We start from the raw sequence: 25708 nt of genomic DNA on the forward strand, positions 1-25708 counted from the left end.
CGGTTTTCTGCCGTGCCAGAGGCGGGTGTCAGCCCGCTGGTGCTTGCTGAGCCAGCAGTCTGGCCAGCAGGGAGCGCAATGCTTTTATCAGGGCGGGTTTGCCCGCGACACCCTGTCGGGCAGCCAGCTCGGACCAGGACGCATATTGCCAGATGGTGGCGATCAGCAACCGTCGTTCATCCTGACTCAACGCATCCAGCATCATCACTTGCCGGAGCAGCCAGCGTTGCAGTGTCCCCTGGCACAATTCGAATGGTTTGTGATGGTGGGCAAAGCAATCGAGTTCCCGATGCTCGAATTCATCCAGATCCGGCACATGAGTGACAGGTCCGCCTCTGAGGGATAGCCAGACCAGTTCGGTATCCAGCCTCTTGAGTTCACCCGCCAGCAGGGCCGGCAACTGGCTCATGAAACGCTGTCGCCATTGCGCCAGCTCGGCGTGATATTCCGATTGCAGCGGCATCAGCAGCAAAGCTGCATGACTGCCGCTGGCCGCATCGCGCTGCAGACCCAAACGCAGCACCTTCAATCCCGCCTTGAGCCAGAATGGCAGCAGATCTGGGCTGGCGGAGAAGGCAGAACCCAGATAATCGACCCCTAATGCCCGGTAATGTGATACCAGCTTGTCCAGCAACCGGGACCCCAGCCCGAGACGATGAAGGGCAGGATGGATGGCGATGCGCATCACCCTGGCATAAGAGCGCTCCCCCGCCGTCACGAAACCGGCGTGGGCCAGCAGCGACTGGGGCAGCAGATGTCCACGAGGGCGCCTTCGTCCGGCCCAGATCGCATGTGCCAGATCAGGGGGTATATTGCCCTCCCGCGCGACCAGCGCCACCCCGAGCAACTCCTGTCCCTGCTCCATCAGATGAATGTCGAGATCCGGCCCCTCCAGCAAATACCGCAGATCACTGGGGCTGGTCTGGTAGTGAGCCAGCACGAGCAGGCCGAACACCCGATTGAGCAGCGCGTCATCACGGGCCAGCTCATCTTGTCCGACCAGGCGCCAGGTCGGTGATGTCGGGGGATGAGGTGCCGATATGTCAGCATTCAGACCAAGGAGCCGGAAGATCAGAGGCTCCAGCGGATCGCTCAGGCTCCAGCGAATGGGCTCCACCAGGCGCAGCTCCTGCCAATCCGGGGTTTGCTCATCGAGTATCCGCTTGAAGCGCAGATGAAAGCCGCGCCCCGTCCCCTCATAGCCGTGCTCCGTTGTAGCGAAGACAATACGACTGTGGCGGGCCAGCATGGCCTCCAGCAGTGGGGTCGGGATGGCGGCGGCTTCATCTACCAGCAGCAGATCCGCCAGCACGTCTCCTTGAGCCACCCGATCAGGGGACACATAGCTCAGACCGGCCAGCCGCTCAGGCATCTCTGCCAGCGCGCGCTCTGCATGGGCAAAAAGTGTCGCCACTGTAGCGTGGGAAGGGGCCGTCACCGCTATCGTCAAGGCCGGATCCCGACTCAGCAAGTCGGCGCTCGCCAGCCCCAGCACGGCGCTCTTGCCACGACCGCGATCGGCACTCAGCACCAGGGGGCGGCGGCGATGGCCGTGCAACACGTTGTGGATGGCGGGCAGCGCACGGGCCTGATCCGCGCTCAGCGGCCGGTCTCCGTCGAGAGGCTGCCAGGTAATATCACAAGAGGCAGGCGTCAGATCTCGCGCCGGATCTTCTTCCAGCAACCGTACCAGACGGGAGATGAACCCCTGCCCGGCACGATCGACCTCCTCTGGCTGGGCGACCAGCCTCTGACGATCAGGGTCTGGGTAGGTCGGCCATGCCTCCCGCGGCGGGGTCAGCAGAAGCAAGAGCCCCCCAGCCCTCAATGTCCCCGCCAAGGCACCGAATGCATCGGGGTGAAAACCGCTGAAGGCATTGAATACCAGGGTGTCGCACTCCTGACCGAGCCGTTGAAGCGCCTTGGCGGCAGGCTGCGGAGCATGACGCTCAGGACCCTGCCCCAGCCAGAACACCGCCCCCCACAGCAAGGATTCGGCACGAACGATGCAGTCATCCTGCTCCCCTTCCAGCCAGATCAGACGCCGCTCGCCGGCATGAGCGATAGCGTGGCGCAAGGCTGACATCATGGAGCTGGGCTGGCGTCTGGCTTCACACGGGGTTCAAACATGCGCTCCCCCATCTGGTCGATGAAGGTATGGGCCTTTTGCACCATGAAGCGCTCGGCATCCGCCGGGTTGGCAAAGAGATCGGAGCGGATGAAGCGATGGGTCTGTAACTGCCCGTCGATCTCCCTGGTGATGCGACCTGCCAGCCTGTATTGCCCCCCTTCCGCCATGGGCTCGGGATAGATGAGATAGCCCATGTATTCGATGGGCTCAACCTCGGGGCTCTGGGCGATCTCTCCCTTGAACAGGGCATTGAATAGTTTTTTGAACATGTTCGCATCCTCTCTTATAAAGGCATTCTCCCCAAGGGTGGAATCACTGGCAAGCACGGGATCTTATTACCATTCGTTCTTTGCACTACGAACTATTCTCATTTAGATTTCATCTCATTCCAGCATGAGGTCCAGATTATGTACGTGTGTTTGTGCCGCGGCATCACAGATAACCAGATCCGCAAGGCGGTACAGGCAGGCAAGACTGAATTCCGACAGTTGAAACAGTCGCTGGAAGTCGGTGCCCAATGTGGTAAATGTGTGCGCATGGCGATGGAGATCATCGCTACCGAAATCGACAAGATGGAGTCAGAGCAGGCACCGCTCTATTACGAAGTGGCGTAAAACCGCCGACTTCTCATCTTCATCTCTCCTTCTGCCCTCCAGGGGACGACTTTCCCCCATCACGTTATGGTCATGTTTCTGGACTAAGCTCTAGTGATCGTTGCCTAGGCTCGAAAACGAGGAGTAATGTCGATGAAAGGAGATCCCAAAATCATTGCCCACCTCAACAAGGTGCTGGCCAATGAGCTGGTTGCCATCAACCAATACTTCCTGCATGCCCGCATCTATGATGACTGGGGCCTCAAGGGGCTGGGGCACAAGGAGTATCACGAATCCATCGATGAGATGAAACATGCCGACGAGCTGGTCAAGCGGGTGCTGTTTCTGGAAGGGCTGCCCAACTTGCAGGATCTGGGCAAGCTGCGCATCGGTGAGACGGTGGAAGAGATGCTGCGCTGTGACTTGTCTCTGGAGATGGACGCCATCCCCGACCTGAAAGTCGCCATCACCTATGCCGAGTCCGTGCAGGACTACGTCAGCCGCGACCTGTTCCAGGAGATCCTGGAAGATGAAGAGGAGCATGTGGACTGGCTGGAAACCCAGCTCGATCTCATCGCCCGTATCGGTCTGGAAAACTACCAGCAATCCCAGCTCCATGCCGAGTCATCCTGAATCGCGATGACATCAAGAGACAATCCCAACCCGCCCAGGCGGGTTTTTTCATGGCACCAGCGGCAGAGATCTTGCCCAACGATACGGTAGCCAACCTGGTTGCTGACAAGGCAGGCCAGAGGCTGTCAGGATGGCAGGCGCCGGATTGAACCGCCTCCGGGATCACAGTTACGATGCATGGGGCAGCGGCAGGCGCCGCTTTCGATTAGGATACGACCCCATTCCCATCATTTTGCTACGGATGACCTCCATGGAACTGATTGCACGCGAGATGGCGCCCCACAAACGGGTTGCCCTGGTGGCTCACGACAACATGAAAGCCCCTCTGCTGAACTGGGTGCTGCGCCGCAAGGAGGAGCTCAAGCTCCACCATCTCTATGCGACCGGCACCACGGGCACCCTGCTCGGCAAGAAGGCGCAGCTGCCCATTACCTGCCTCTTCTCCGGCCCCATGGGAGGGGATCAGCAGCTCGGCGCCCTCATCGCCGAAGGGAAGATAGACGTGATGATCTTCTTCTGGGATCCCCTCAATCCCGCCGCCCACGATCCTGACGTCAAGGCCCTGCTGCGCCTCGCGGCCGTCTGGAACATCCCGGTCGCCACCAACGAGGCGACGGCGGACTTCATCATGGACAGCCCGCACATGCAGCAGGCATTCAGCGTCCAGGTGCCCGACTACGCCGGCTACCTCAAGGCCAGAACCGAATAAGCAACGCCAGACAGCAAAGAGCCGGAACAGATGTCCGGCTCTTTTCTTTTATGGGGATGGGGAAAGGTCAGCGCTGGAGGCTCTTCTGCGCGAACTTGGGTCTGGCGTTCATGATCTGCTCCACCTGCTCGTCGCTCATCTTGCCCCGCGACAGTCCCAGAACCTTGTAGGTCAGCAGAGGGCGAGCCGGCAGGGCGATCATCAGGGCGCGGATCTGGTTCTCGTCTTCCTTCTCTCGCGCCGGCTTGCCGTAGGCGTAGGTGAGCACGCCGGCATCCATCAGGTTTTTGACGGCGGGTTCGGTGATCGGCAGGTTTATGACGCTTTTCCGTTGCAGTACGAACTCCCGCAGCACCGCCTTCTCGTTGAAGTCGAGGAAGCCAATCATCTGGGCCAGTTGATCCTGCTGGCGGCGGGACTGCCACTCGTCACAGGCCCACTCCCAGGCGATCAGGAAGCCCTGACTGCAGAAATAGGAGATGGCGATCAACATGCCGACCCCAAGCCAGGCCGCATGAGCCGTGGCCCACTGGCTCACGGCACCTTTCATCAATCCGGCCGGAAACAGCAGGATGATGCTGCAGCAGAGCAGCAGCCAGACCATCAGCCAGTTGAGGCGATTAAGCTGGTAAAAATGTTGGATCCACCGTTTCATCGTTCACCCTTCCCAAGTCAATGTGGACAGTAGCCAACTCATAGCAATCGCTGTGCCAGCACAAGGATCCCCGTAAAAAGATCAGGATCCCGGACGGGAGAGTCGAGGGTTGTCACATCCTTTTACAACTTGTCGCGCGGATCATCCCCTGTTGGTCTTGCGCCTCACCGAGCCACTTGGTAAAAAGCCCGCACTGTCACTGGGGAGTAGCAACCCGCCCGAAATCCGGGCAGGGCCCATGTCAACACTCTTGGATCCGCAGATCCATGGCATGGGCGGCGATAGCACCTATCGTCCTGCAAGACCTTTGGCCCCGATATGCACGCCAGCCGGGCGAGCCGTATCGGGTCCATCGGTTGTTCTGCTCGCCTGGCGGTTACTCATCATGCTGATCACCCTGCTGTTATTTCTGATCTCTGCCGTCACCATCTATCTGGCCTGCGAATACTTCGTCAACGGCATCGAATGGACCGGCCATCATTTCAAACTGTCCCAAAGTGCCACCGGTTCTCTGCTGGCGGCCCTCGGCACGGCCCTGCCCGAATGTATCGTCACCCTGACCGCCCTGCTGATGGGGGATGCCCCCGCCCAGCAGCAGATAGGCATAGGTGCGGCCCTCGGCGGTCCCCTGGTGCTCTCCACCCTTGGCTATGCCGCCGTTGGCGTGACCCTGCTGCTGTGCCTGGACCATGGGCACAGGGTCATTCATGGTGAGGTGCAGCGCGAGATAGGCCGCGATCAGGCCTGGTTTGCCGGTATCTTCCTGCTGGCCGTGCTGCTTGGCATGATGGCCTTCACCGGTAAAACCTGGCTGGCCCCCCTGTTCGTGCTGATGTACCTCCTCTATGTGCGACGTGAGCTGAAACAGACCGACAGCCACGATGCCGAATTGCCCTCCCCCCTCAAGCTGGATCCGCACACCAGGATCCCGGCGCTCGGCAAGGTGCTGCTGCAAACCCTGGTGGCGCTCGGTGTGGTGGCGCTGGCGGCCCAGCTGTTCGTTCACCAGCTGGAGAACATGGGCGAGCTGTTCGGTCTCTCTCCGGTAGTGGCCGCCCTGCTGCTGAGCCCGGTGGCCACCGAAATGCCCGAGCTGATGAACGTGCTCATCTGGGTGCGGCAGGGCAAGCACCGGCTGGCACTGGCGAATATCTCCGGCGCCATGATGATCCAGGGCACCATTCCCAAGGCGTTCTGCCTGCTGTTCACCCCCTGGCTGCTGGACAGCACCATGATGGCCTCCTCCCTGGTGACGCTGCTGGCGGTCGCGCTGCAGTGGAGGGGGTTCAGTCGGGAGCGGATGACGGCGGGCAGGCTCGCCCTGGTGGGGCTGGTTTACCTGGGTTTCTGCGGCTGGCTGATGATGAGCTGAGGGCCGGCCTCTGCCTCTGGCGCAACAAGAAAGGGCAGGATCCCATCCTGCCCTTCATCTCACGGGGTAGTGTCAATCAGACCGATCCGAGGTCTCAGAACTGCTGGAACCAGCGCTGGATCTGGGCCGGATCCTTGCTCTGGGTCAGGGCGAGCATCAGCAGCACCCGCGCTTTCTGCGGGTTGAGGGTCTCGGCGGCGACGAAGCCGTACTTGGCATCATCGATCTCCGCATCCAGGGTGGTAGAGCCGGTCGGCACGCGGGCGGAACGCACCACGCGAATGCCGTCCTTGCTCGCCTTGGCCAGGGTGTCGAACAGGGTGTGGTAGAGGTTGCCGTTGCCCACCCCGGCGCTGACGATGCCGTCGAACTTGGCATCCACCAGGGCCTTGGCCGGCAGATCCGAGGCGTTGGCGTAGCTGTAGACGATGCCGACCTGGGGCAACTTGTCGAGCTTGCTCACATCGAACGGGGTCTTGCTGGTGTGCTGGCGGGCCGGGCTGCGCTGGTAGTCGATCTTGCCGTTGTGGATGTAGCCGAGCGGGCCGAAGTTGGGGGAAGCAAAGGTCTGCACTCCTGTGGTGTTTGTCTTGGTGACGTCCCGGGCATCCAGCACGGTGTCGTTCATCGCCACCATGACGCCACGTCCCTTTGAGGCGGGGTCGGAGGCAGTCACCACGGCGTTGTAGAGGTTCATGGGGCCGTCGGCGCTCATGGCGGTGGAGGGGCGCATGGCGCCCACCAGCACCACCGGCTTGTCGCTCTTGACGGTCAGATTGAGGAAGTAGGCGGTCTCCTCCATGGTGTCGGTGCCGTGGGTGATGACGATGCCGTCCACGTCATCCCTGGCCAGCAGCGCGTTGACGCGCTTGGCGAGCGTGAGCCACACCTCGTCGTTCATGTCCTGGGAGCCGATCTTGACCACCTGCTCACCCTGCACGTCGGCCACGTTTTTCATCTCGGGCACGGCGGCGATCAGCGTCTCGATGGCCACCTTGCCTGCCTCGTAGTTGGACTGGGTGGCGGACTGGCCCGCCCCGGCGATGGTGCCGCCGGTGGCCAGAATGTGCACGCTGGGCAGCGCCATGGCCATGGGGGAGAGGGTCAGGCCGAGTACGGCGGCGATCAGGGTCTTGCGAATGGGAAGGGTCATGCTGCAATCCTTTTGGATGAGGGAATTGCAGCATTTTTATTCTTTTCAAACGGGATTTAAGTGATCACTCTCACCAATAAAAAGAATTAAACAGAATATTAGTCTGATTTATACCAATTAAGTGATAATTCACTCTACCTGAAAGCCTCTCGCCTCGATCAGGGCGATCAACTCGGCTTTGCTCAGCTCACTCTCGATGACGGCCTGGCGGCTGGCAAAGTCGACCGTGGCGGTGCGGACTGACGGCTGAGCCAGCAAGGCCTTTTGCAGGCTGGCAGCGCAGCCGCCGCAGGACATGCCGGTAACGGTGAGTTCGATGGTCATGGGCTCTCTCCTCTGTCGATGTGACCTCAACCTAAAGCTGCCGCCTCCGGCAAGGTCAAGCCCTAGCGGGCCAGTACCGACTCACGCACCACCAGACGCCCCTGGAACTTCTGCGGTTCGTCGGCCGGACGCAGGCCTTGTGCCAGCTGTGCCAGCAGCACGCGCACGCTCTCCTGGGCCAGCCGTTCACTCGGGTATTCGATGCAGGTCAATGGCGGAGTCAGCTGGCTTGCTAGGGTGGCCCCCTCCAGGCTGATGACGGACACATCCTGGGGAACGTGGAGGTTGAACTCACGCAGCAGTCGCATGGCATCGGCCGCCTGGGCATCCTGCTGCACCACCAGGGCGGTGAAGGGCAGATAGCGGTTGAGCAGGCCGAGCAGCGCCTGCTGGTTGTCGGCACCGTCGATCACCAATTGGCCGTTGTAGGGCAGGGATTGCTGCTGCAGTGCCTGTTGATAGCCCGTGATGGCACTCTTGCCCGCCGGCGACAGCTTGTCGTCCAGCATCAGCACCAACTGGCGATGCCCCTTGCCAAGCAGGAAGCGGCAGGCGCTCTCGGTGGCAAACGTCAGGTCGTAGCAGAGATTGAGGTTGTCCGAATCGCTCACCCCATCGAGCTGGATGAGGCGCTCGTCCGGCGCCATGGATTGCTTGGCTCCCAGCACCAGCACGCCGTCACAACGCCCCCCCAACAGCTCATCGACCGCCCGCTGCTGTTGCTCCGCCTCGTCGGCGAAGCGCACCAGCATGCTCTTGCCCGCCTTGGTCAGCGCCCCTTCCAGCACTGGCAGCATGCTGGCCAGCCGGTTGCCAAGCTGGGAAGAGAGGATGATCCCCACGCAATCCGTCGCCTGGGTCGCCAGAGAGCGGGCCGTGGCATTGGGTCGAAAATTCAGCTGTTCTGCAGCCTGCAGCACGGCCAGGCGACTCTCTTCCCGCACGCCGCGCGAGCCGCTCAGAACGCGGGAAACAGTGGCTTTGGACACATTCGCAAGACGCGATACATCGGTAATATTGGCCATGGGTTCAATTCCGGTAACCGGTTTACAACTGGTTTCATCCTACCATGCCCCCAACGGGGCGGGAACCTCCAGACTCCCGCCCTGTGAGCCAGATGCTATTGCAGTGCGGACGCCGTCTGGCGAATGCCGGCCTCACCGAACACGATGTCATTTCCCCTTGGGGAGAGATCCATGCTGCCGTAGTCGTAGGACATGTCTAGCACCTCCTCTTCCCCGGCACCATTCCCCTTCCAGGACCAGGCTATCCACCCTACCGACTCGCTCTGCGCCTTGCCAAGCAGATGATAGTGATCGACGTTGTTGGGGGCCTGGAAGCGCTTGTCTCCGAACTCGCCAAACAGGAATGCCAGGTTCTGCACCTTCATCTGGGCAATGGCGGCATCGATCTCGGCAGGCGTGTCCCAGAGCCAGTGGTAGGCGTGCAGGGAGAACAGCAGGTTCTTGCTGGCATCGGCATTGAGCAACTCGCTGCCACGACCCGAGAGGAAGCTCTGCACGTACTGGCCACAGTGGGCCGCATCGATCACCAGCGGCATGGTATAGCCGCCATCGCGCAGTCCCTTGATGAGCCCCTTGTAGGTGGTGATAAAGTCGGCGTAATTGTTGGTATCCTCACCCCATTCATTGGCGATGTTGAGCAGGATCTTGCCCTTGTACTTGGGATCCTGCATCACGGCCTTCCAGCTGCCGAGCCAGAGCGAGTCGACGGCGGTCTGCAGCGGCTGCGGGTTGCTCTGGCAGGTCACGTCGCTCTCCCAATACATGGGCATGGCGACCATGTTGCGGGCGACGATGGCATCGAGGGCACCGCGCAGCTCCTGGGCCGTGGTGTGCTTGCGCAGTTGCAGTCGCACTATGTTGGCGCCGGTATTGGCGATCGGCGTGATGGCCGCGAAGGCCGCCCCCGGGTTGTCGCCATACTGCAGGTTGATGCCGCGGGCGATGAAGCGCTGACCACTGGCGGAGTAAAGCTGGCCATCCTTCACATACATGTCCCCCGTGCCCGGTGTCGGTGTGGAGCTGGCCACCTGGCAGCTCTGGCCATTCTCCCAGCCCCAGCCGTCACCATCCGGATCGCTGGCCGCCGAGGCACAGGTCGGGTAAGTGGTCGCGCCGCCGCCCGACCCAGCCACCACCTGGCAGCTCTGGCCATTCTCCCAGCCCCAGCCGTCACCGTCCGGGTCGCTGGCCGCCGAGGCACAGGTCGGGTAGGTGGTCGCGGCCAGGGCCGAAGGGCTCAGCAGCAGAGCGGGCACGGTGCTGCAGCCGAGCAGCAGGGTAGCGATGATCGTCTTTCTCTTCACTTTTCTATCCTTTTATTTATCCAGGGGATAAGCGGTTATTCCATAACCAGGACAGCGATACCGCATCATTCATTGTCACGTCGTGATGGAAATACACCACCGAGGCATTCTCTGTGGCGGACAATAAAATCATCCACAGAGCATCAGGACCCTTCTTGTTATTTATTTCTGATGGGCGAATAAGGTGGCTGCCGGCTCGCACAGGCAGCCAGGTGTTCGATTATTTGGCCGCGATCTTGATCCATTTCACGAACATATAACCCCAGTCATTGGGCGCCTTGCCGAAGCTGATGCTGTTGCTGCCCTCCTGCAGGGTCACCGGGATCACCTTCTCTTCACCGGCCTCACCGGTCTGGGGGAAGTCGATCTGCACCGGCTCGCCGCCGTTGACCACCAGGGTGTTCTTCTTGCCGCCCCACTTGGCGTTGAAGAAGAGGCGAAGCTGGTACTCACCGGCACTGGGCACCGCAACCGTCCAGGTCACCTTGTCCCCCTCGCTGGCAAAGGGGCCGAGAAAACCGTCATCTCCCAGGGTCAGCTGGTCCTTGGCGCTGGTGACCACATTCAGTTGACCATCTCCGGCCGACTGCTCGACCAGATAGTCTGCCGCCATCGCAGACAGGGACAACGCGGGTAGCACCAGCCAGAGAGCACCGAGAAAAATATGTTTCTTCATCTTTATCTCCTTCATGGAGACGGTCGTGCCGCACTATTTTTGAATATGTGAAAGAGACACCCTGTATCGGGATAATCCGCACAAGGCGATATTTCACACTCGCCAAAAAAGGCCTCCGACGACTCGCTCTCCGATGTGAATGAAACACGAGTGAATACGGGCCGCGCCATGGGATGCGGCCCGTACTGTTATTCCGCCACGACCTTGACGGACTTCACGAACATATACCCCCAGTCACCGGCGAATTTACCGAAGCTCACCAGGTTCTTGCCCTGCTTGAGCTGCACCGGGACGACCTGCACCTGACCGGCCTCGTCGGTCTGCGGGAATTCGATCGGGTGAATATCGGTGCCATTGATGACGACGCTGTTCTTCTTGCCGCCCCACTTACCGTTGAAGTGCAGGTGCAGGTTGAAGGCGCCGGACCAGGGGGCCTCGACGTGCCAGGTGATCTTGTCACCCTCGCTGGCAAACGGACCGGCGAAACCGTCGGCCGCCACCTCCAGCTGGTTCTCGGCACTCTTGACCACGTTCAGCTCACCCTCTTTGGCCACCAGCTCGGCAGAGCTGAACTCGCAGTAGCTGACCGGCAGCTCGCCCCTGGCCCGATCCACCTTCACCTTGATGGATCTGGCACTCCGGGCGAGGCCGTCATCGGCACTGAAGGTCAGCTCATACTCGCCCTCCTGAGGGAACCAGGCACGGGTCGAGGCCTGATCGCCGTGGCAGAACCTGGCCTCGAGGGGCCCGGTGCTGCGCCACCCCACCTTGACCTGCGGGGTCGGCAGCTGGTCGTCACGCCAGACGGCGCTGAGCAGGACGCCCTGATCCACCGAGGTGGTCAGATCGCCACCCACTTCGACCACAGGCGGCAGATTCTGCTGGGTGTGTTTGACCGAAATCACGTTGGAAGGTTGGGAGGCACCCGACTCATTCTTGGCAATGACCCTGTAGTAGTAGGTCTGACCCAGCTTGAGCGAGCCGTAGTCGTCGCTGAACAGGCTCATCCTGCTCGGGTCCCATTCGTTGACGCCATCCGAGACATCCTTGCCGACCCGGGTCCAGGGACCCTTGGCGGAAGTGGCGCGCTCGATGTCATAGGCACGGCCCACCGGCGCCCCCATCCAGTTGATGGCAAACGGCGAATCGGTCTGGCGCAGCAACGGAGCGTCCGGTGCCGGCAGGGCAGGCGCCTGCGCCAGACCGGCCATCTGGGCCGACGCCTTGCGCACCAGGTCGACGACGTCCATCTCCTGGTTGGCCTTGCCCTCTATCGGGAATCCGGGCAGGTGATAGCTGTAGTGGCCCGTGTACTCCTTGTGCCAGTAGAAGCCCCCGTCGTGACGGTGGCCACGGAAACCCCAGATGAAGCCCCCCACCGCCTTGGCACCATCCACCTCGGTATGGACGATGGACTGCATTATGTTGTCCAGATCCCGGTGATCGAGCAGGCCGAACTCGCCCACCAGATAGACCTTCTTGCCGGCGATGGCGGTCAGATCCTTCTTCACCTGATCCGGGTGGTTGTTGCCGGCGTTGGTGTAGTAGTGGTTGCTGATGATGTCGACGTTCGGATCCTTGAGAGAGAAGTCGTTGATCTTCTTGTAGGTGCCGTCGATGACCAGCTGGTGCGGAGCGAACTGCTTGATCCAGGCCGCGGTCCGTGTCAGGAATGCCTCATTGGTGTTCTCCAGCTCGTTGCCGGTCTCCCAGGCCATGATCGCCTTCTCGTCATAGTAGTGACGGCCGGTGATCGTGTTCTTGCGGGTGATCACCTGGCGGATGATGTCCTGATAGGCCTTGTAGGTCTTGCTCGAGGTGTCGTAGAAGTCGTCTGCCGTCTCCTTGTAGAAGGCTGCCAGCTGCTCGCGCCCGCCCCACCACCACCAGTGATCGATGAAGGGCAGGATGAGCCGTAGCCCCTGCTTGTCGGCCTCGGCAATCATGTTGTCATAGACCACCATGGCCTTTTCATTGAGCACGGGCATGCCGTCTGCCGTGGCAGGGGCCAGAATGTGGGTCTCGCGCTCACAAGCCTGGTCGTTCTCCTGCTGCACCGAGAGGACATAGACCCGCTGGGCCTTGGCGCCAGTCTGCACCATGGCGCGGATCCAGTTGGCCTGCTCCTCGGCGGTCGGCCACTTGAAGTACTGGCCCCAGCCCCGCGGGTCGGCCTTGCACACGCCGCGCGCATCGTCTTCGATGCGGTGCAGCTCGGGGGCGTGGATGCCGGCAAAGCGGAACCCCTGCTTGCCATCCATCAGCGCCGCCCCCTGGCGGGTGATGAAGTGCTCAAAGTGGGAAGGCGCCGCCAGTGTGCTGCCGGCCAGGGCCGACAGCACACAGAAACTCAGGGTATTGCGTAAGAGAGATCTCATGCTCGTGCTCCTTAGAACCACACTTCGCCTTGGACACCGAAGTTCCAGGTATCCGTCTTGCCACCGCGGGAGTAAGCCCCGGCTGAGAGGGTGCCGCTCCCCCAGTCGTAGTTGCCGTCGATGGCATCGGAGACGCCCTCATCCCACTTGGCGTAGGTGGCGAACAGACGCAGCTGCGGACGGCTCCAGAAGCCGGAGTCGAAGGTCAGGGTCGGCGCTATGGTCGCCTTGGTCATGCCCCCCTTGCCCTTGCTGCCCGCCACGCCCTTGTAGTTGTCATCGTCGAGGTACTCGTAGCCGACCTCATACTGCATGGCGAAGTTCCGGGTGATCTGCTGCATGGGACGCACCCCGGCAACCCACATGGAACGGCCCCAACCATCCTGATCCCCGGTCCACCAGCGGTAGCTCTTGTCCTTCTGGTAGAAGGCGAAGGTGGAGACATCCCAACCGTTGCCGAGAGAGGCCAGGCCGTCGAGCACCAGGCGCCAGGACTGGGTGTCATCCAGGTTGGACCAGCCCCAGCCGTTCTTGCCGAGGGAGTCGCCCGCCGCCAAGCCCTTGCCGAGCTGGGCCACGAAGCGGGAGTAACCGCCGGTCAGACCGTAGAAACCGTCAAAGTTGTAGATGCCGGTGACGCCATAGCCCTTCTCGGCACTCTCCTTCCAGGCGTTGTTCTCGTTCTGGTTCATGTGGTGGGCGACCAGTTGCAGATCGATGGGGCCGCCCCCAATCTTCTTGAACCAGAGGTTGAGGGAGTAGTCGTCCGGATAACCCTGCTCATTCGCGTCGTGGGGATAGGCCTTGGCCTCGTCGCTCGGGGTGAAGGCATAGACGCCGACGTCAAACTTGGCGAAACCGATGTCGATGTTGTCCGCCCCGCCCCCGGTACCGTTGTACTGGATGTACTCCCAGTCGTACTGGTGGCTGGAGGTGTTCGAGCTGCTGTAACGCTTGCCGGCCCAGAACACCACATCCGGTGCGAAGTCGAGCCTGGTCAGCTGGGCAAAGGCCTCGCGTACCTGAATGTCGTGGCCGTCGTCATCCACACAGTTCCAGTCAGACGTGCAGTCGGTCTCATGGGTCAGGTTGGCCTGGATCTTGGCGACCGGGCCGGCATCTGAGGTCAGGGTCACCTGGGGGATCAGCTCGAGTTTGGTGTTGTCCTCGTTGCCCAGGCGCCATTTGCCATCCGGCATCAGGCCGACGGAGTCCACCCGGTTGCCATCTTGATTGGCCAGGATGCCTGAGCGGACATAGCCGTGCATGGCGAAGTCATACTTGTCGGCCAACACGGGGCCGCTGAACATGGCCAGGGTCAGCAGGGAAAGGGGCATGACCTTGTACATTTTTTCCATCTTTGCTCTTCCTTTTTGTAACGTCCTATCGTGGTAAAAAAGGCCCCGGCCACGACATTGAGGGGCGCCGCAGGCAAGGGGCGGCCCCACGGTGCAGCCGGCACCGTGTATGGGTACTGTGGTGAGAGAGTCAGATCAGGGGGTGGGCAGCCAGGCCGCACCGCGTACGCCGCTGCTGTCCCCGTGCCGCGCCGGCAGCAGCCGGGTCAGACAACGGTCGGTGAACAGCCAGGGGGTGATGGCCGCCGGCAAGTCCTCATAGAGGCGCGCTATGTTGGAGAGGCCACCACCGAAGACGATGACATCCGGGTCCAGCAGGTTGATGACGCTCGCCAGACTGCGCCCCAGGGCATGGAGGAAGTGCTCGTAGTGAGCCTGGGCCTCCTCGTCCCCCTCGGCCGCCGCCGTCAGGATCCCTTTCGGCGACAGACTGCGGCCATGGCGCTCGACGAAGCGCCCTGCGAACCCCGTCCCCGACACGAAGCGCTCGATGCAGTTGCGACGACCGCAGTAGCAGGGCTGGGCCGGGCCATCGCGCACCGGGTCATAGCCGGGCAACGGATTGTGTCCCCACTCGCCAGTGATGGCGTTGGGACCGACCAGCAGGCGCTGATGCGCCACTATGCCCCCGCCGCAGCCGGTGCCCAGGATGACCCCGAACACCAGGTTGGCACCGCTGCCCGCCCCGTCAACGGCCTCGGACAGGGTGAAGCAGTCCGCATCGTTGGCCAGCCAGACCGGCTGGCCGAGGGCGGCCTCCAGATCCGCCTTGAGCGGATGGCCGTTGAGGAACAGGCAGTTGGCGTTCTTGATGCAGCCGTTGTCGGCACGCACCGCCCCCGGCAAGCCGATGCCGATGCTGACCGGCGCACCGGCCTCTTCGGCGAAGCCGCGGATAAAACCGGTCACCACCTCGATGAAGGTCTGGTAACCCTGCTGCGGCGTCGCGATGCGGCGCCGGCACAGCTCGTTGCCCTCGCCGTCGAGCAGCAGCCCCTCCATCTTGGTGCCACCGATATCCAGTCCCAGTCGCAACATCTCGCGTTCCTCTCTCAGGCGGCCTGACGGCGGTAGAGTTCGATGAGCTCGCACACCAGCTCCTTGGCCAGCATGGAGGTCATCAGGTGATCCTGGGCATGCACCAGCACCAGGGTGACCGGGATCTTGCCCTCCCCCTGATCCGCCTCGATCAGCCTGGTCTGCACCGCGTGGGCGGCGTTGGCCGCCTCGGTGGCCTGCCGCAGCAGGTCGTCCGCCTCGGCAAACTGCCCCTGCTTGGCGCTGCGCAGCGCCTCGTAACACAGGCTGCGGGACTGGCCGGCGTTAATGATGATGCCCATGACGGTTTCTTCGAGATCAAACATCTTGTACTCCTTGGTGTTGCTGTGATGCCGGCTCAGAAGCCGCCGTTGCGGGATACGTCGGCGAACCACTCGCCACTCTTCTTGATGCGGCGCTCGCCGGTCGCCAGATCGAGGCGGACGAAGCCGTAACGGTTCTTGTAGGCGTTGCTCCACGACCAGTTGTCGACAAAGGTCCAGAGGTGATAGCCAAGGCACTGGCACCCCTCACCTATTCCCTTGTGCACCCAGCTCAGGTGATCGCGGATGAAGGCGATGCGGTAGTCGTCCTGGATCTGGCCCTGCTCGCCGAGGAACTTCTCCTCCCCCTCGACCCCCATGCCGTTTTCAGAGATGAAGCAGGGGATGTTGCCGTAGTGGTCCCGCAGGTTGACCAGGATGTCGTAGATGCCTTTCTCGTAGATCTCCCAGCCCCGGTGCGGGTTCATCTTGCGACCCGGCATCTCGTAGTAGTCGAAGAACCACTCCGGCATGAAGGGGCTGGCGGGATTGACCGCGTTGCTGCGGGCCTTGACCCGGCGCGGCTGGTAGTAGTTGACACCGAGCAGGTCCACCTTGCCGGCGGCCAGCAGCGCGCGATCTTCCGGCTCGCTGGCCGGCAACTGGTCATATTCCCGCAGCAGCGCCACCAGCTCGGTCGGGTATTCACCCTTGACCGCCGGGTCGAGGAAGCTGCGGTTGAAGAAGAGGTCGGCAATGTTGGCCGCCTTCAGATCCGCCGGATGCTGGGAACGTGGATAGGAAGGGGTTAGGTTCAGGATGATGCCGATCTGGCCATCCTGGCCTTGGGCGCGATAGGCCTGCACCGCCTTGGCGTGGGCCAGCATGGTGTGGTAGGCCACGGTCGCGGCACGGCGGAAGTCCACCACGTTCGGGTAGTGGAAGTCATAGAGATAGCCCCCCTCGACCGGCACGATCGGCTCGTTGAAGGTGAACCAGTGTTTGACCTTGCCCCCGAACAGCCGGAAGCAGGTGGCGGCAAACTCGGCGAAGGCGTCGACCACCTCGCGACTCTCCCAGCCCCCTTGCTCCTGCATGGACATCGGCATGTCGAAGTGGAACAGGTTGATGAAGGGGGTGATGCCACGGGCCAGCAACTCGTCGAGCATGGCGTGGTAGAAGCGCACCGCCTCCGGGTTGGGTTCGCCACGCCCCTGGGGCAGGAGGCGCGCCCAGGAGATGGAGGTGCGGAAACTGTTGTGACCTATCTCCTGCATCAGGGCGATGTCATCCCGAAAATGCTGGTAGAAGGTGGAGGTATCGGCCGGTCCCACCTGCTGGTGGAAGCGGTTCGGCTCGATGGCAAACCAGTGATCCCAGATGGTCGGGGCCTTGCCGCCCTGGAGACTAGCGCCCTCGGCCTGAGGGGCGGATGAGGCACTGCCCCACCAGAAGGTGTCGGGGAAACGGAACTGCATGGTGTGTCTCCTGTCAGGCCGCCATGGACTGGCGGCCGGTGGTTCGATTAGCGGATGTTCTGACGGGTCGCCATGGCGACGTCGCCGGTGAAGGCTTTTTCAGCTTCTTCTCTCTCCTCTTCCTGCTTGAGCAGGCTGCGCTCGTAGGCTTTCAGGAAGGGGTAATACATGACGGCGGCCGAGCACATGCACAGGATGCACATCAGCGCCGGGCTGATGGCCCAGTTCGCGGCCCAGGAGGCGCCGATGGGGGCAGGAGTGGTCCAGGGGGTCAGGGACGCCACCCGTGCCACTAGCCCCAGATCCAGCGCGAACCAGGCCAGGGTGGCGTTGATCATGGGCACCAGGATGAAGGGCAGGAAGAACACCGGGTTCATCACGATAGGGGCGCCAAACAGGATGGGTTCGTTGATGTTGAACAGACCCGGCACCACGCCCATCTTGCCGATGGATCTCAGGTGGGCCGCCTTGCTGCGCAACAGCAGGAAGGCCAGCGGCAGGGTGGAGCCGACACCGCCGATGAGCAGGTAGTGATCCCAGAAGCCCTGCAGGAAGATGTGGGGCAGTGCCTCGCCCGCCGCCATGGCCGCCTGGTTGTTGGCCAGATTGGCCATCCAGAAGGGGTTCATGATGCCGGTAACGATCAGGGCGCCGTGGATCCCGGCAAACCAGAGGATCTGGCACAGCAGCACGGCCAGCAGCATGGCGGGCAGGGTGTCGGAGGCGGCGACCAGGGGCTTGATCAGGGCCATGATGGCCTCGGGCAGGATCATCCCCGTGCTGCTCTCAAGGATCAGATTGAGCGGATGCAGGGTCAGGATAATGAGCAACACCGGGATCAGCACCTCGAACGAGCGCGCCACCCCGGTCGGCACCTGGGGAGGCAGCTTGATGGTGATGTTGTGCTTCTTGAGGAAGGCATAGACTTCGGCGGCATAGATGGCGGTGATCAGGGCCGTGAAGATCCCCTGGCCCGAGAAGTACTGCATCGAGATCTGGCCATCCTTGACGGGCGCGGCCACCAGCATGAAGGCCATCAGGCAGAGCAGGCCCGTGGTGACCGGATCCAGTCCGTTCTGCCGGGCTAGGCTGGCACCGATGCCCACCGAGATGAACAGGGTCATCAGCCCCATGCTGAGCTGGAACGGCAGCAGCAGCTGGGCCTGATAGGTGCCGGCGAAGTCAAGCCAGGCCCGGGCAAAGCCCCACTGGGTCTCTTGCGAGAAGGGGGGGAAGATGAACACCAGCATGAAGCTGCCGACGATCATGAAAGGCAGCGCGGCGATGAAACCATCGCGGATGGCCTGGATGTACTTCTGCTGACCGAGACGGCCGGCCAGTGGGCTTATCTTCTGCTCGATCACCGAGACGAAGCGGTCGTAAAGCGAGTTCATGGACTGTTCCTTGTGAAATGAGCCGGGTTAGCCGATCAGCGACAGCGCATGGTCCAACACCTTGTCGCCCCGCTGCATGCCGTAATCGATCATGTCGATGGTGGCCACCGGCACGCCGTGCGGTGCCGCACGCCCGGCCAGCTCCGCCTGCATGTACTTGACCTGGGGGCCGAGCAGCACGACCTGGTAGTGGGGCATCTGGTTGTCGAACTCGCTGGCACCGAAGGCGTTGATCTCGGCCTCCAGGCCGCGTTTCGCCGCCTCTTCCTTCATCTTCTTGACCAGCAGGCTGGTGGACATGCCGGAGGAGCAGCACAACATGATCTTCTTCATCAGATAATCTCCTTGGGGTGGTATGGGAGGGATTGTGCCGATCTCGGAAATAAATGGAAACCGGTTTCCATTTTGATTCATTTCATTTGTGATCCAGGTCGACCATTCCCCGGAGAAGCGCGCCTTTTTTGTGAGCCAGCTAGAAAAACAGGGAAACTCGGTTGGTGAATACGGACGCTGAGTCCGAAAGAGAGCAGAATGGAGGCACGCCATAGCGCCTGGCGAGAAGAGGAAAGATGCCGCAATGAACATGCAAGTGATGGGGATGCTGGCCAGCATTGTTGAACAAAGAATGATACCGGTTGCCAACTGGCTGACACGCAGTCGGCACGTGATGGCACTCAGAGACGGGTTTCAGCTCGCCATGCCCTTCATCATCGTCGGCAGTCTGCTGGTGCCCATCCTCTATCCCCCTGTCGCCAGCGACAACGCCCACCCGCTGGCCATCGCCCTGCGGGACCTCTCCCAGCAGCTGATGCCCTGGCTGTATCCTGTCTACAGCCATACCGCCGGCCTGGTCTCCCTCATCATCGCCTTCGGAGCCGCCGCCAGCCTGGCCAAGGCGTATGAGATGCCGGAGCGCCTCTCCGGCCTGTGCGGCTGCGTCGCCTTCCTGCTGCTCATTGACTTTCGCTCGGCGCAGGGAGGGGTCTTCGGCTACCTGGGAGGACTCGGGATTTTCACCGCCCTGCTGGCGGCCTTTTATACGGTGGAGGTCATCCGCCTGTTCCAGCGGGCCGGCTGGATCATCCAGTTTCCCGAGGAGGTCCCCCTGATGACCCGGCAGGGATTCCAGCTGATCATTCCCCTGCTGTTTATCACCCTCTCCCTCAGCTTGCTGCGGCTCTGGCTGCAACAGAATTTCGGGATATCGCTGCCCGAGCTGATGGAGTACCTGTTCCAGCCCCTGGTCACCGGTGCAGATACCTTGCCGGCACTGCTCATCGCCCTGCTGGTGGCACACCTGCTCTGGTTCATGGGGGTGCACGGGGCCCTCATCGTCAACGGCCTGCTCTCCCCGTTCTGGATGGCGGGTCTGAGCGCCAACCAGGGCGCACTGATGGCGGGGGAGCCCCTGCCCCACATCTTCCTGCAGGGGTTCTGGGACTACTACCTGCTGATCGGAGGCATAGGCACCACACTGCCCCTGGTCTTCATGGCCATGCGCAGCCGCAGCCGAACCCTGCACTCGGTCGGCCGGCTCGGCCTCATCCCCTCGCTGTTCAACATCAACGAGCCCCTGCTGTTCGGTTTTCCCATCATCATGAACCCGCTCTTCTTCCTGCCCTTCATCGGGGTCCCCATGGTCAATGCCACCCTGGCCTGGCTGCTGACCGAGTGGGGCTACCTGGATCGCTTCGTCGCCATGTTGCCCTGGTCCATGCCCTCTCCCCTGGGGGCAGCCTGGGCCGCCAATGGCAGCCTGGCCAACGCCCTCATGGTGCTGGTCTGCATCCTCAACAGCTACGTGCTCTATCGCCCCTTCTTCATCGCTCACGAGCGGATGCTGCTGGCCCAGGAGACGGAGCGCAGGGCCCACTGATCAACCAGGCCGCCCCGAGGCGGCCTGACTCAACGGTTGCCTGCGCGGGCAAAACTGCCCTGGGCCTGCACCTCATAAGGGCCGAGGCAGGCTGGCAGGAAGGCTGACTGCCCCCTATCCAATACCAGGGGGGGCTGACCGTCACGGTGCAGGGAGAGGGAGCCATTGATGGCAAACAGGATCTCCGCGCTCGCCGTGACCAGCCTGTGTTCCCCCGCTCCGTAGACACTGAAGGTGAAGTCGGGGACAGGCACATCGAAGTGTTGCGCCCCTTCCTCCGCACGGGGCGAGATCAGGAGCGTCTCGACCGGCTTGGGCAGGCATTTGGTGCAGGCGAGCAGTTCGTCCACGTCCAGATGCTTGGCGGTCAGCCCGGCCCGCAGCACGTTGTCGGAGTTGGCCATGATCTCGAGCCCGGTCCCATGGACATAGGCGTGGGGGGTGCCGGCATCCAGATACATGGCCTGGCCCGGTTGCAGCGTCACCACATTGAGCAACAGGGGAGCAAACAGACCCACGTCCCCCGGATACTGGGTGAACAGGTCCAGCACCAGGGCAAAGGTCTCGTCCTGACGATCGCGCTCGGCACAGATCATGAGGGCGGCGAGTGCCGTCTCTTTGCTCTCCCCCTCCAGAGTCAGCAGAGCCCGGAAGAAACGTGCCAGTCCGCCCTCGCTCTGGTCGGCGGCGAACGCCTCCACCAGCGGCGCCAGACTGGCCGCTGCCACCCGCTCAAACAGCGCCAGGATGGCGGCAAAGTCACGAAAACCGTTCATCGCCTGATAGGGGGTCAGGGCGAACACCAGCTCGGGCTTGTGGTTGTCATCGCGATAGTTGCGGTAGGGAGCATCGATGGCGATACCCTCCGCCACCTCGCGAGCAAACCCGGCCTCGGCCTGAGCCTTGCTGGGGTGAACCTGAATGGAGAGCGCCTTCTCGGCACAGAGCACCTTGAACAGGAAGGGCAGCCCCCCGAAGCGGGCGTAGGTGGATTCGCCCAGTATCGCCACGCCGCGCCCGGCGATCAGCTCGGACAGAGGCGTCGGCAGGCCAGCTACCTCGACCTGTGAACAGCCGTTGGGATGAGCCCCCATCCAGAGCTCGGCCTGTGGCTTGCGCTCCGGATTCGTGATCCCGAACAGCCGGGTCAAAGCGTCACGGCTACCCCAGTCATATTCCTGGATCGGGTTTCGCATCAGAAATGCTGTCGATAAATGCATGATGGACATCTCATGGTGATGGTGGAAGGGAGATGTCCGGAATGTATCAGTCCAATCCAATCACGGAAACCGGTTTCCATTATTGGAGTGATCCACATCAGATAATGACGCCATGAGAGGGGGGTGGCGACAGCTCGACATAAGGGAGGAAACCCTCTGTCCAGCGCGCCTGCGCATCAAGGGCAGGCGTCGTTCAGGCAGCCACGACCTAGCGTGGTGTCATGATACGGCCCAGGAGGATAAGGACGTCAGCCAGCAGGGGGAATGATGAGCGACAGAGGGCAATACTCGGAGCCTGCCGGCCCACTGGGCGGCAAGCGCTTTCCAAAGCAGGAGGAAATGACTGAGAAGGCTGTTCGTCGGAGACGGGTCAGGGCAGACCAGAGAGTTGGGTCTGCCCTGAGTGCCGGGCTAGCCCATCAAGCCCAGATAGTTCATCAGGGCAGCCCCCAGGCTGGTGGTGACGAGCGAGCCCAGTGTGGTGGTGGCGATGATGTTGGCCGCCAGGGCGCTGTCACCGCCCATGGAGCGGGTCATCACATAGCTGGCGGCGGCGGTGGGGGTGGAGCTGATGAGGAACAGGATGCCGAGGGCCTGCGGGTTGAAGCCGAGCGCCCAGGCCCCCAGCACCAGCAGCACGGGGATGCAGCACAGCCGGTTGACCGTGGCCCAGCCGGTCAGCATGGCGCCGCCGCGCAGGGCCTTGAGGTTGAGGCTGGCGCCGGTGCACAGCAGGGCCAGCGGCAGGGTCATGTTGGCGAAATAGTTGCCCGTGGTGATGACCAGCTGGGGCAGTTCGATGCCGAGCAGACCGAAGGGCAGGGCCGCCAGAATGGCGATGATGAGGGGGTTTTTGACGATCCCCTTGAGTATGGGGGCGAGCCCCTTTCCGCCCCCCAGGCTGCGGGTCAGGGTGATCACCGCAAGGATGTTGTAGAGCACTGTGATGGAGCCCACCAGCAGGGCGGCGGCCCCTATCCCCTCCGGGCCGTAGGCGTTTTGCACATAGGCCAGCCCCATGATCCCCATGTTGCCGCGAAAGCTGCCCTGCACGAAGATGCCCCGCAATTTCTGCTCGCCGATGAAACGGGCCGCCAGCACCTCCAGCACCAGGAAACCGGCGAGGGTGCCGAGCAGGCCATAGAGGATGAGCCAGGGGCTCGGCATGGTGGAAAAATCGGTGCGCACCATGCTCAGGAACAAGAGAGCTGGCAGGGTGACCTGGAACACCAGACGGGAGGCGGACTCGACGAAGCTGTCGGGCAAGAGACCCAGCCGCTTGAGCCAGATGCCGAGTACCAGCACCAGACAGATGGGGCCCGTGATGGAGAGAGAGAAGTGCAGACTTGCCAACAGATCCATGATGCGCGTCCTGTGCAACGGCGAAGAAAGTCGCCTGGGAAAGGGCATTCTAACGCCATGGGCTTGTATTCACAGGAGTTAATCACAACAATGTCTGCATCCCGGTTGTCGCCCTCCCCTGTCACGGATCCCCCATGGAAAAGAAACTGACCATCCTCGATATCGCTCGCCTCAGCGGGGTCGGCAAGTCGACCGTCTCCCGGGTGCTCAATCAGGATCCCAAGGTCAATGCCCAGACCAGGGCCAGGGTCGAATCGGTGATCGCCCAGCACGGTTTCGTCCCGAGCAAATCGGCGCGGGCCATGCGCAGCCAGAGCCAGCAGGTGGTCGGCATCGTAGTGTCGCGCCTCGACTCCAGCTCCGAGAACCAGGCGGTGCGCGGCATGCTGGAGACCCTCTACCAGCGTGGCTACGACGCCGTGCTGATGGAGAGCAAGTTCTCCCCCGCCAAGGTGAGCGAGCACCTGGCGGTGCTGGAGCGGCGCGGGGTGGACGGCATCATCCTGTTTGCCTTCAACGATCTGGACTATGCCACCATGGCGCCGCTCAGGGAGAAACTGGTGCTGATGGCCCGCGAGCGCCCCGGCTTCTCGTCGGTCTGCTTCGACGATGACGGGGCGGTGCGCGCCGTGCTCGCCCACCTCGGGGAGCGTGGCCTGACCGAGGTCGCCTATCTCGGGGTGGAACGCAGCGATCTCACCACTGGGCTGCGTCGGCATCAGGCTTACCTCGACTACTGTCGGGAACAGGGGCGCACACCCCGCAGCGCCCTCGGGGATCTCGGTCTGCAAAGCGGCTATCGGCTCGCGGCCGAGCTGCTCACCCCCACCACCCAGGCCATGGTCTGTGCCAGCGACACCCTGGCCATCGGCGCCGCCAAATACCTGCAGGAGCAGGGTCGCACCGACATCCTGGTGAGCGGCCTTGGCAGCAATCCCATGCTGACTTTCCTCTTTGCCAACACCCTCAGCCTGGATTTCGGCTACAAGGACGCCGGCATCCTGGCCGCCAGACAGCTGCTCGACCAGATTGAAGAGGGGCAGCCCCCCAGAGCGACCATCGCCCCCTGTCAGCCCCTGTAGTCTATCTTTTCCTCCATTCCCGGCGTTTTGCGCTTTTTGTGACCAGTGCCACGAATTGGGAACGTTCCCATTGCCGATGCCAGCCACTGGCTTCATGCTGATTGGGAACGATACCAATAAACGGGCGGTCCTTGGCCAGCCGGTAAAGACACGACCATTATTCATGGAGTCACAGAGGGAAGGCTCATGTCAAAAGTCAACACACAGCATCTGGCGCAGCTGATCGAGCGGATCGGCGGCAAAGAGAACATCACCACTGTCAGCCACTGCCTGACCCGGCTCAGGTTCGTGCTGGCCGATCCGGCCAAGGCCGATCCCAAGGCCATCGAGACCATCCCTTCGGTGAAGGGGAGCTTCACCCAGGGCGGCCAGTTCCAGGTGGTGATCGGCAACGAGGTGGATCAGTGGTACAAGGCGCTCACCCAGGAGATCGGCGTGAGCGGTGGCAGCAAGGAGGCCGCCAAGCAGGCCGCCCGCCACAACATGAACCCGTTGGAGCGCGGCATCTCCCACCTGGCGGAGATCTTCGTCCCCCTGCTGCCCGCCATCATCACCGGTGGTCTGATCCTGGGCTTTCGCAACGTCATCGGCGACATCAAGATGTTCGACGACGGCACCCACACCCTCACCGAGATCAGCCAGTTCTGGGCCCAGGTGCACGCCTTCCTCTGGCTGCTGGGTGAAGCCATCTTCCACTTCCTGCCGGTGGGTGTCTGCTGGTCTGCGGTGAAGAAGATGGGCGGCTCCGAGATCCTCGGCATCGTGCTGGGTATCACGCTGGTGTCGCCGCAACTGATGAACGCCTATGGCATCGGCCAGCAGACCCCGGAAGTGTGGGACTTCGGCCTCTTCGTCATCCAGAAGGTGGGGTATCAGGCCCAGGTCATTCCGGCCCTGCTGGCGGGTGTCTTCCTCGCCTGGGTGGAGACCAGCCTCAAGCGCATCATCCCGGCCTATCTCTACCTGGTGATTGTGCCCTTCATCTCCCTGCTGCTGGCGGTGATCGTGGCACACGCCCTGATCGGTCCGTTCGGCCGCTGGATTGGTGACGGCGTCGGCTTTGCCGCCAAGGCGGCCATGACGGGTTCGTTTGCCCCCATCGGCGCAGCCCTGTTCGGCTTCCTCTATGCGCCCCTGGTCATCACCGGCATCCACCACACCACCAACGCGGTGGACCTGCAACTGATGCAGAGCATGGGCGGCACCCCCATCTGGCCGCTGATCGCCCTCTCCAACATCGCCCAGGCGTCTGCGGTCGTCGGCATCATCCTGATCAGCCGCAAGGAGAACGAGCGGGAGATCTCGGTCCCGGCCGCCATCTCCGCCTATCTCGGGGTGACCGAGCCGGCCATGTACGGCATCAACCTCAAGTACAAGTTCCCCATGCTGTGCGCCATGGTGGGCTCAAGCTGTGCGGCTCTCATCTGCGGCTTCGCCGGGGTGATGGCCAACGGCATCGGGGTGGGCGGCCTGCCGGGCATCCTCTCCATCCAGCCGCAATACTGGGGCATCTACGCCGTCGCCATGCTGGTGGCCATCGTGGTCCCCGCCCTGCTGACCCTGCTGGTCTACAAGCGCCAGCAGGCTGCCGGCAAGCTGGATCTGGCCACGGCCTGATCCACACAACCTCGGCGGAGCCCTGGCTCCGCCCTTTATCGTTGCCCTGTTCCAACTAATCCGGTTT

General features: G+C 62.2%; 24 protein-coding genes and 1 riboswitch. Of the genes, 7 read left to right on the forward strand and 17 right to left on the reverse strand.

The features are described 5' to 3' along the window. Nucleotides 1-28: 28 nt before the first annotated feature. Together J9892_RS16810 and J9892_RS16815 are read right to left on the reverse strand one after the other, a co-directional pair. The gene (locus J9892_RS16810) at nt 29-2089 is read right to left on the reverse strand and encodes a GNAT family N-acetyltransferase (RefSeq protein WP_103261532.1); all 2061 of its coding nucleotides are present in this window, start codon (nt 2087-2089) and stop codon (nt 29-31) included. After that, nucleotides 2086-2400, reverse strand: coding sequence for an HlyU family transcriptional regulator (locus J9892_RS16815; RefSeq protein WP_041211748.1), 315 nt, complete (start codon nt 2398-2400; stop codon nt 2086-2088). The genes J9892_RS16810 and J9892_RS16815 overlap by 4 nt, the downstream gene beginning before the upstream one ends. A 138-nt stretch (nt 2401-2538) precedes the next feature. On the opposite strand from J9892_RS16815, the gene J9892_RS16820 reads away from it, so the two are divergent. The 3 genes from J9892_RS16820 to J9892_RS16830 all read left to right on the forward strand — a co-directional run bounded on the left by J9892_RS16820 (nt 2539) and on the right by J9892_RS16830 (nt 4066). After that, nucleotides 2539-2745 (forward strand): bacterioferritin-associated ferredoxin, encoded by a 207-nt coding sequence (locus J9892_RS16820; protein WP_010675777.1) that lies wholly within the window; start codon nt 2539-2541, stop codon nt 2743-2745. Nucleotides 2746-2877: 132 nt separating this feature from the next. After that, nucleotides 2878-3357 (forward strand): bacterioferritin, encoded by a 480-nt coding sequence (bfr, locus tag J9892_RS16825; RefSeq protein ID WP_010675778.1) that lies wholly within the window; start codon nt 2878-2880, stop codon nt 3355-3357. Between the two features lie 250 nt (nt 3358-3607). Then, a complete protein-coding gene (locus J9892_RS16830) occupies nt 3608-4066 on the forward strand; it encodes a methylglyoxal synthase (protein WP_041211864.1) in 459 nt (152 codons plus the stop codon). 67 nt (nt 4067-4133) lie between these two features. On the opposite strand, the gene J9892_RS16835 is transcribed toward J9892_RS16830, so the two are convergent. After that, a complete protein-coding gene (locus J9892_RS16835) occupies nt 4134-4721 on the reverse strand; it encodes a superinfection exclusion B family protein (RefSeq protein ID WP_041213974.1) in 588 nt (195 codons plus the stop codon). Between the two features lie 189 nt (nt 4722-4910). After that, nucleotides 4911-5017: riboswitch (yybP-ykoY riboswitch) on the forward strand. 89 nt (nt 5018-5106) lie between these two features. On the opposite strand from J9892_RS16835, the gene J9892_RS16840 reads away from it, so the two are divergent. Further along, nucleotides 5107-6093 carry a sodium:calcium antiporter gene (locus tag J9892_RS16840; protein ID WP_237685111.1) on the forward strand — a complete coding sequence of 329 codons (987 nt, stop codon included), beginning with the start codon at nt 5107-5109 and terminating at the stop codon, nt 6091-6093. Nucleotides 6094-6187: 94 nt separating this feature from the next. Here J9892_RS16840 and ansB read toward each other — a convergent pair whose 3' ends face one another. The 12 genes from ansB to J9892_RS16900 all read right to left on the reverse strand — a co-directional run bounded on the left by ansB (nt 6188) and on the right by J9892_RS16900 (nt 18817). Then, nucleotides 6188-7246 carry an L-asparaginase 2 gene (ansB, locus tag J9892_RS16845; RefSeq protein WP_048208529.1) on the reverse strand — a complete coding sequence of 353 codons (1059 nt, stop codon included), beginning with the start codon at nt 7244-7246 and terminating at the stop codon, nt 6188-6190. Nucleotides 7247-7375: 129 nt separating this feature from the next. After that, nucleotides 7376-7570 carry a heavy metal-associated domain-containing protein gene (locus J9892_RS16850; protein ID WP_042864882.1) on the reverse strand — a complete coding sequence of 65 codons (195 nt, stop codon included), beginning with the start codon at nt 7568-7570 and terminating at the stop codon, nt 7376-7378. Nucleotides 7571-7632: 62 nt separating this feature from the next. Further along, nucleotides 7633-8595, reverse strand: a complete 963-nt coding sequence (locus J9892_RS16855; RefSeq protein WP_200164346.1) for a LacI family DNA-binding transcriptional regulator — start codon at nt 8593-8595, stop codon at nt 7633-7635. A 95-nt stretch (nt 8596-8690) separates the two neighbouring features. Further along, on the reverse strand, nt 8691-9899 hold the full coding sequence (locus J9892_RS16860) for a carbohydrate-binding domain-containing protein (protein WP_052814400.1): 1209 nt from the start codon (nt 9897-9899) through the stop codon (nt 8691-8693). Nucleotides 9900-10119: 220 nt separating this feature from the next. After that, the gene (locus J9892_RS16865) at nt 10120-10575 is read right to left on the reverse strand and encodes a CBM35 domain-containing protein (protein ID WP_042070708.1); all 456 of its coding nucleotides are present in this window, start codon (nt 10573-10575) and stop codon (nt 10120-10122) included. A gap of 188 nt (nt 10576-10763) precedes the next feature. After that, nucleotides 10764-12953, reverse strand: a complete 2190-nt coding sequence (locus J9892_RS16870; RefSeq protein ID WP_052814398.1) for a CBM35 domain-containing protein — start codon at nt 12951-12953, stop codon at nt 10764-10766. An 11-nt stretch (nt 12954-12964) separates the two neighbouring features. Next, nucleotides 12965-14311, reverse strand: coding sequence for a carbohydrate porin (locus J9892_RS16875; protein ID WP_200164345.1), 1347 nt, complete (start codon nt 14309-14311; stop codon nt 12965-12967). A gap of 135 nt (nt 14312-14446) precedes the next feature. Then, nucleotides 14447-15349, reverse strand: coding sequence for an ROK family protein (locus J9892_RS16880; protein WP_042070701.1), 903 nt, complete (start codon nt 15347-15349; stop codon nt 14447-14449). A gap of 14 nt (nt 15350-15363) precedes the next feature. Further along, nucleotides 15364-15675 (reverse strand): PTS N,N'-diacetylchitobiose transporter subunit IIA, encoded by a 312-nt coding sequence (chbA, locus tag J9892_RS16885; RefSeq protein ID WP_042070700.1) that lies wholly within the window; start codon nt 15673-15675, stop codon nt 15364-15366. Between the two features lie 32 nt (nt 15676-15707). Then, nucleotides 15708-17090 carry a glycoside hydrolase family 1 protein gene (locus J9892_RS16890; RefSeq protein ID WP_052814397.1) on the reverse strand — a complete coding sequence of 461 codons (1383 nt, stop codon included), beginning with the start codon at nt 17088-17090 and terminating at the stop codon, nt 15708-15710. A gap of 47 nt (nt 17091-17137) precedes the next feature. After that, a complete protein-coding gene (locus tag J9892_RS16895) occupies nt 17138-18484 on the reverse strand; it encodes a PTS sugar transporter subunit IIC (protein WP_200164344.1) in 1347 nt (448 codons plus the stop codon). 27 nt (nt 18485-18511) lie between these two features. Next, the gene (locus tag J9892_RS16900; protein WP_041211761.1) at nt 18512-18817 is read right to left on the reverse strand and encodes a PTS sugar transporter subunit IIB; all 306 of its coding nucleotides are present in this window, start codon (nt 18815-18817) and stop codon (nt 18512-18514) included. A 244-nt stretch (nt 18818-19061) separates the two neighbouring features. Between J9892_RS16900 and J9892_RS16905 the strand changes: the two genes are divergently transcribed. Then, nucleotides 19062-20360 carry a PTS transporter subunit EIIC gene (locus J9892_RS16905; protein ID WP_052814395.1) on the forward strand — a complete coding sequence of 433 codons (1299 nt, stop codon included), beginning with the start codon at nt 19062-19064 and terminating at the stop codon, nt 20358-20360. Between the two features lie 29 nt (nt 20361-20389). On the opposite strand, the gene manA is transcribed toward J9892_RS16905, so the two are convergent. Further along, nucleotides 20390-21589 (reverse strand): mannose-6-phosphate isomerase, class I, encoded by a 1200-nt coding sequence (manA, locus tag J9892_RS16910; protein WP_052814394.1) that lies wholly within the window; start codon nt 21587-21589, stop codon nt 20390-20392. 402 nt (nt 21590-21991) lie between these two features. Continuing rightward, entirely contained in the window at nt 21992-22942 is a 951-nt protein-coding gene (locus J9892_RS16915; protein WP_200164343.1) for an AEC family transporter, read from the reverse strand. A gap of 134 nt (nt 22943-23076) precedes the next feature. On the opposite strand from J9892_RS16915, the gene treR reads away from it, so the two are divergent. Beyond that, nucleotides 23077-24024, forward strand: coding sequence for a trehalose operon repressor TreR (gene treR, locus J9892_RS16920; RefSeq protein WP_180907083.1), 948 nt, complete (start codon nt 23077-23079; stop codon nt 24022-24024). A 186-nt stretch (nt 24025-24210) separates the two neighbouring features. Then, nucleotides 24211-25641, forward strand: coding sequence for a PTS trehalose transporter subunit IIBC (gene treB, locus J9892_RS16925; protein WP_104454813.1), 1431 nt, complete (start codon nt 24211-24213; stop codon nt 25639-25641). Nucleotides 25642-25708 lie beyond the last annotated feature (67 nt).

The sequence above is a fragment of the Aeromonas sp. Prich7-2 genome (assembly GCF_017939255.1).
GTDB lineage: Bacteria > Pseudomonadota > Gammaproteobacteria > Enterobacterales > Aeromonadaceae > Aeromonas > Aeromonas caviae.